The sequence below is a fragment of the Sphingomonas sp. genome, from assembly GCF_048594985.1.
Lineage (GTDB): Bacteria > Pseudomonadota > Alphaproteobacteria > Sphingomonadales > Sphingomonadaceae > Sphingomonas_I.
The window spans coordinates 1-5,618 of record NZ_JBMDXG010000327.1 but is presented as its reverse complement, the minus strand read 5'-3'; the positions used below and the strand labels follow the sequence as shown (position 1 = coordinate 5,618).

Below are 5,618 nucleotides of genomic sequence, written 5' to 3'. Positions count from 1 at the left end.
CTCGCCACGACTGTCCTGTGTCGTATGGCGGGGCAACGAGCCTTTCCCCACAGGGCACGGCACACCAGCACCCGGGAAAGCGGGACCCCGGGTCAAGCCCGGGGTGACGAACGCTGGAGTTATTCGGGCCCCCATAAACGTCGGATCAGGCCGGTAAGGACGGCGCTCGCCGCCCCGCCCGGATCATTCCGCCAGCATCGGCCCCAGCGGGCGCCCGCCGAATAGGTGGACGTGCAGGTGCGGCACCTCCTGCCCGCCATGCCCGCCGATATTGGCGAGCACGCGATAACCCGGCTCGACCAGCTTGTGCTCGCGCGCGACCGTGCCGACCGCGCGGACGAAGCCCGCAATCTCGCTGTCGCTCGCGCGTGCCGCGAAATCGTCCCACGACACATATTGCCCCTTGGGGATCACCAGCACATGCACCGGCGCACGCGGCGCGATGTCGTGGAAGGCGAGCGCGAAGCTGTCCTCGTAGACCGTCTTGGCCGGGATCTCGCCGCGCAGGATGCGGGCGAAGACGTTGTTCTCGTCATAGGCGACGGCGGCATTGATCGGCATCAGTCGGTCCTCGCGGCTTTTTCGTCATGCCCCGACACGCCCTCGCGCCGGTCGAGCTCGGCCAGCACGTCGGCCAGCGGCACGCCGGCCTCGTTCAGCAGCACCATCAGGTGGAAGATCAGGTCCGCCGCCTCGCCGGTCAGCGCGGCCTCGTCCTCGGCCCGCGCGGCGACGATCGCCTCGACCGCCTCCTCGCCCACCTGGCGCGCGAGCCGCGGCCGCCCCGTGGCGCACATGCTGGCGACGTAGGAGGACGCCGGGTCCGCGCCGCGCCGGGCGGCGATGGTCGCTTCGAGGCGGGCGAGCGTGTCGGACATGCGCCCGTCCTACGCCGCGTGCGCCCGCACCGGCAAGCCGGCCGCCGCCAGCGCGGCGTGCGCGTCCGCCACCGTATGCTGGCCGAAATGGAAGATGCTTGCCGCCAGCACCGCGCTGGCATGGCCTTCGGTCACGCCCGCGACCATGTCGTCGAGCGTGCCGACCCCGCCCGACGCCACCACCGGCACGTCGACCGCGTCGGCGATCGCGCGGGTGAGCGCGAGGTCGTAGCCGCCCGGCGTGCCGTCGCGGTCCATTGACGTGACCAGCAGTACGCCCGCGCCGAGGTTCGCCAGCCGCACCGCATGCTCGATCGCGTCGATGCCCGTCGCGCGCCGCCCGCCATTCGTGAAGATTTCCCACCGCCCGGGCGCCACCGCCTTGGCATCGACCGCGCCGACCACGCATTGCGCGCCGAAGCGGTCGGCGATGTCCGCCGCCAGCTCGGGCCGCGCCACCGCCGCCGAATTGATCGCCACCTGGTCGGCGCCCCCCAGCCCAAATGCGCGCGCATCCTCGGGCGTGCGCACGCCGCCGCCCACCGTCAGCGGCATGAAGCATACCGCCGCCGTCCGCGCGACCACGTCGAGGATCGTACCCCGCGCCTCGTGGCTCGCGGTGATGTCGAGGAAGCAGAGCTCGTCCGCCCCCGCCGCGTCGTAAACCCGCGCCTGTTCGACCGGATCGCCCGCGTCGGCGAGGTCGAGGAACTGCACGCCCTTGACCACCCGGCCCCCCGCCACGTCGAGGCAGGGGATCACGCGGACGCGGACGCTCACCTCAGATCTGCTCGTCGCGCGCGAGGCGGAGCGCTTTGCGCAGGTCGAGCTTGCCGTCGTAGAGCGCGCGCCCGCAGATCACGCCCTCGATCCCCTCGGAGGCGTGGCGGGCGAGATCGGCGATGTCGACCAGCCCCTTCACGCCCCCGCTCGCGATCACCGGCAGGCGCGTGCTGCGCGCCAGTTCGGACGTCGCGCGCACGTTGCAGCCCTTCATCAGCCCGTCGCGCCCGACATCGGTGAACAGGGCCGCCGCCACGCCCACGTCGGCGAAGCGGTTCGACAGGTCGATCGCGGTCATGTCCGATTTCTCGGACCAGCCGTGCGTCGTCACCATCCCGTCGCGCGCGTCGACCGCGACCACGATCCGGCCCGGCAGCGCCAGCGCCGCCTCGCGCACCAGGTCGGGGTGGGTGAGGGCTGCGGTGCCGATCACCACGCGCCACACGCCGCGCTCCAGCCAGCGGTCGATCGCCGCGCGGTCGCGGATGCCGCCGCCCACCTGCACCCGGCCGGGAAAGCTCTCGACGATCTCGGCCACCACGTCGCCATTGACCGACTGGCCCTGCTTGGCGCCGTCGAGGTCGACGACGTGGAGGTGGTCGGCGCCGGCCTCGTGAAAGACGTTGGCCTGCGCGGCGGGATCGTCGTTAAAGATCGTCGCGGAATCCATGTCGCCTTCCAGCAGGCGCACGGCCTTGCCGTCCTTCAGGTCGATCGCGGGGTAGACGGTGATGCTCATTCAGGGACGCCAATCGAGGAAGCGGGCGAGGAGGGCAAGGCCATAGGCCTGGCTCTTCTCGGGATGGAATTGCACGCCGATCAGATTGTCGCGCGCCACCGCCGCCGTGATCGGGCCGCCATGCGTGGTGGTGGCCGCGATCTGCGCCGGATCGGCCGCGTCGAACGCGAAACTGTGGAGGAAATAAGCCTCGCCGCCTGCGATCAGCGGATGCGGCCGCGCGGGCACGACGTCGTTCCAGCCCATGTGCGGCACGCGCGCCTGCGCCTCGTCGGGGGTGATCCTGCGGACGGTGCCGCCGATCCAGCTGAGCCCCGGGGTCGTGCCGAATTCCTCGCCCGCATCCGCCAGCAACTGCATCCCCACGCACACGCCCAGGAACGGCGCGCCCGCGCCGATCACGCGCGCGGTCATGGCGTCGACCATGCCGGGGATCGCCGCCAGCGCGCCCATGCACGCCGCGAACGCGCCGACTCCGGGCAGCACGATCCGGTCGGCGCGCGCGACTTTGTCGGGATCGGCGGTCACCGTCACGTCGGCCGCGCCCGCCGCGCGGAGCGCGTTCTCGACCGACCGGAGATTGCCCGCGCCATAATCGATGAGCGCGAGCGCCTCAGGCACCGCCGAGCGTGCCCTTCGTCGACGGGATCGAATCCGCCTTGCGCGGATCGATCTCGACCGCCTGGCGCAGCGCGCGGGCGAGGCCCTTGAAGATGCTCTCGCAGATGTGATGGTTGTTGCGCCCGTACAGCGTCTCGATGTGCAGCGTCAGCCCGACTTCGCCCGCGAAGCTGTGGAACCAGTGTTCGATCAGCTCGGTGTCCAGCTCGCCCAGCCGCGCCTGCGTGAATTCCGCCTTCCAGACGAGGTAGGGCCGCCCCGAAATGTCGATCGCGACGCGGCTCAGCGTCTCGTCCATCGGCGAATAGGCGGTGCCGTAGCGCGTGATGCCGCGCCGGTCGCCCAGCGCCTGCTTCACCGCCTGCCCCAGCGCCAGCGCCGAATCCTCGGTCGTGTGATGCTGGTCGATGTGGAGGTCGCCGTCGCACTTCAGGGCGATGTCGATCAGCGAGTGGCGCGAAAGCTGCTCGATCATATGGTCGAGGAAGCCGATCCCGGTCGACACTTCATACAGGCCCGCGCCGTCCAGATTGACGGCGACGTCGATCGCGGTCTCGGCGGTCTTGCGGCTGATCGATGCGGTGCGCATGGGCTGCGGCCTATAGCGCCCATGCCGGGACAGGCAACGCTTGACCCGCCTCCGCCACGCGTTCAGGTGGACCGCATGAGCGAAAGCCCGCCCGACAGCCTGATTCCCTATGACGAAATCGTCCAGGACGCGCTGCGCGCCGTGGTCGGCCGCGTGCTGGGCCAGGTGGAGAAAGACGGGCTGCCCGGCAGCCACCATTTCTACATCACGTTCAAGACGCACGCGCCGGGCGTCGACATTCCGCGCCACCTGACCGAACGTTATCCCGACGAGATGACGATCGTCATCCAGAACCGCTACTGGGACCTTCATGTCTCGGCGACGGGCTTCGAGGTCGGGCTCAGCTTCAACCAGGTCGGGTCGAAGCTGGTCATCCCCTTCGCCGCGATCACCGCGTTCCAGGATCCGGCGGTCGACTTCGCGCTCCATTTCTCGGCGCAGGCCGACAATCAGGAGCCCGAGGAGATCCACGCGCCCGAAAACGATCCGGTGGTCAAGCCGGCCGAGGACGGCTCGAACGTCGTCTCGGTGGATTTCACCCGCAAGCGCTGACGCGCGGCGCGGCCTGCCGGCCGCCCGCCTCCAAGGCCGCTCCAAGGCGACCCGGCGCAAGCGTCGCCCACATCCCCACAACCGTCGCCCCTGCGCAGGCAGGGGCCCATCTCTCTCGCCTCCCCGCCGCACGCCGAAGAGCGACAGCCCGCCCGCGCAGGCCAGCGGTGTCACGCCTGACGCGGTACTATAGTTATTGTTACGTTAAACAACAAATCGCTACATTTCGTGACACTTCTGATCTAAAAACGTTCGTCGTCGAAGTTAACTATCAATATTGCTGCCGTTAACTCTCTTATAATATTGTGACGCTCTTAAACATTGCTACACGCCCCGCATCAAGCAGCGGGAAGTCCTGTGATGGTAAACAAGTTTGCGTATGCGTGTGTTGCCCTGGCGATGACGGCCGGGGCGGGTTCGGCCATGGCCGCGACCGCGTTCGAGGTTCGATACGAATCCGAACGCGCGGGCATGACCAACAGCTCAGCGACCTTCGCCCGGGTTGGGGTCGAAACGTTCGACAACCGCGCCTCGGCGGGCTCGTTCGCCACCGATTTCGGCGGCAGCCCCTTCACCGGCACTTATCGCTCCAGCACCGGCGGCGACGTGCGGATCCTTGGCTCCGATCAATATGGCGGGGCGGGCAACACCGGCAATTATGCCGTGGCGTTCAACAATTCGGGCTATGCTCTGGCGCTCGATCAGGGCGTCAATTATTTCGGCTACTGGCTGTCGGCGCTCGACGCCGGCAACACCGTCAGCTTCTACAGCAAGGGCCAGAAGCTGTTCAGCTTCGACGCCAACGACGTCCTGCGCGCGGTCGACAATGCGCCGACCGCCGACAAGGACCAATATTACGGAAAGCCCGGCACGGGCGCGACGCGCGGCGACCGCCGCAATTCAGGCGAGCCCTACATCTTCCTCAACTTCTTCGCCAATGGCGGCCTGACCTTCGACCAGATCGAATTCGCCGAAAAGCCCACCTATGGCGGCGGCTATGAATCCGACAATCACACGGTCGGCCTCTACACCGGCAAGGGGACGGGCACGAAGGTCGAGCTCATCGACAGCGAGACGCTGGCCCCGGTGCCCGAACCGGCGAGCTGGGCGATGATGATCGGCGGCTTCGGCCTGGTCGGCACCGCGCTCCGCCGCCGCCGTCCGGCGCATCGCGCCGTCGCGTGAGGGGATGGGGAGCAGTACGCCGCTCCCCCTTGACTCCCGTTCACGCCCCCAACCGTCGCCCCCTTCCAGCGTCGCCCCTGCGCAGGCAGGGGCCTATTTCTCTCGCCTCCACGCCACCGCAGGGCGGACGAGCCATGGGCCCCTGCCTGCGCAGGGGCGACGCTGGAAGGGGGCGACGGTTGTGGGGGCGTGAACGGGGGTCAAGGGGAGCGGCGTAACGCTCCCCCATCCCTTCACGCGGCGGTGCCGAGCGCCGGACGGCGGCGGCGGA

8 protein-coding genes are annotated in these 5,618 nt (G+C 69.0%); 2 read left to right on the top strand and 6 right to left on the bottom strand.

All coding sequences use genetic code 11. From position 1 onward, the window contains the following. Positions 1-183: 183 nt before the first annotated feature. From ACOJSF_RS13450 to hisB, 6 genes are read right to left on the bottom strand one after another with little or no spacing between them, the layout of a single operon-like run. The gene (locus tag ACOJSF_RS13450; protein WP_420142705.1) at positions 184-561 is read right to left on the bottom strand and encodes a histidine triad nucleotide-binding protein; all 378 of its coding nucleotides are present in this window, start codon (positions 559-561) and stop codon (positions 184-186) included. Continuing rightward, positions 561-878 carry a phosphoribosyl-ATP diphosphatase gene (locus ACOJSF_RS13445; RefSeq protein WP_420142704.1) on the bottom strand — a complete coding sequence of 106 codons (318 nt, stop codon included), beginning with the start codon at positions 876-878 and terminating at the stop codon, positions 561-563. The genes ACOJSF_RS13450 and ACOJSF_RS13445 overlap by 1 nt, the downstream gene beginning before the upstream one ends. 9 nt (positions 879-887) lie before the next feature. Continuing rightward, on the bottom strand, positions 888-1,658 hold the full coding sequence (gene hisF / locus ACOJSF_RS13440) for an imidazole glycerol phosphate synthase subunit HisF (protein ID WP_420142703.1): 771 nt from the start codon (positions 1,656-1,658) through the stop codon (positions 888-890). A gap of 1 nt (position 1,659) precedes the next feature. Further along, positions 1,660-2,400, bottom strand: coding sequence for a 1-(5-phosphoribosyl)-5-[(5-phosphoribosylamino)methylideneamino]imidazole-4-carboxamide isomerase (hisA, locus tag ACOJSF_RS13435; protein WP_420142702.1), 741 nt, complete (start codon positions 2,398-2,400; stop codon positions 1,660-1,662). Then, positions 2,401-3,021 carry an imidazole glycerol phosphate synthase subunit HisH gene (gene hisH / locus ACOJSF_RS13430; protein ID WP_420142701.1) on the bottom strand — a complete coding sequence of 207 codons (621 nt, stop codon included), beginning with the start codon at positions 3,019-3,021 and terminating at the stop codon, positions 2,401-2,403. It abuts the gene before it with no gap. After that, the gene (gene hisB, locus ACOJSF_RS13425) at positions 3,014-3,610 is read right to left on the bottom strand and encodes an imidazoleglycerol-phosphate dehydratase HisB (RefSeq protein WP_420142700.1); all 597 of its coding nucleotides are present in this window, start codon (positions 3,608-3,610) and stop codon (positions 3,014-3,016) included. The genes hisH and hisB overlap by 8 nt, the downstream gene beginning before the upstream one ends. Before the next feature lie 75 nt (positions 3,611-3,685). On the opposite strand from hisB, the gene ACOJSF_RS13420 reads away from it, so the two are divergent. Both ACOJSF_RS13420 and ACOJSF_RS13415 read left to right on the top strand, forming a co-directional pair. Then, on the top strand, positions 3,686-4,162 hold the full coding sequence (locus ACOJSF_RS13420) for an SspB family protein (protein WP_420142699.1): 477 nt from the start codon (positions 3,686-3,688) through the stop codon (positions 4,160-4,162). A 471-nt stretch (positions 4,163-4,633) separates the two neighbouring features. Further along, complete coding sequence (locus ACOJSF_RS13415) at positions 4,634-5,347, top strand: PEPxxWA-CTERM sorting domain-containing protein (RefSeq protein WP_420142698.1); 714 nt, start codon at positions 4,634-4,636, stop codon at positions 5,345-5,347. Positions 5,348-5,618 lie beyond the last annotated feature (271 nt).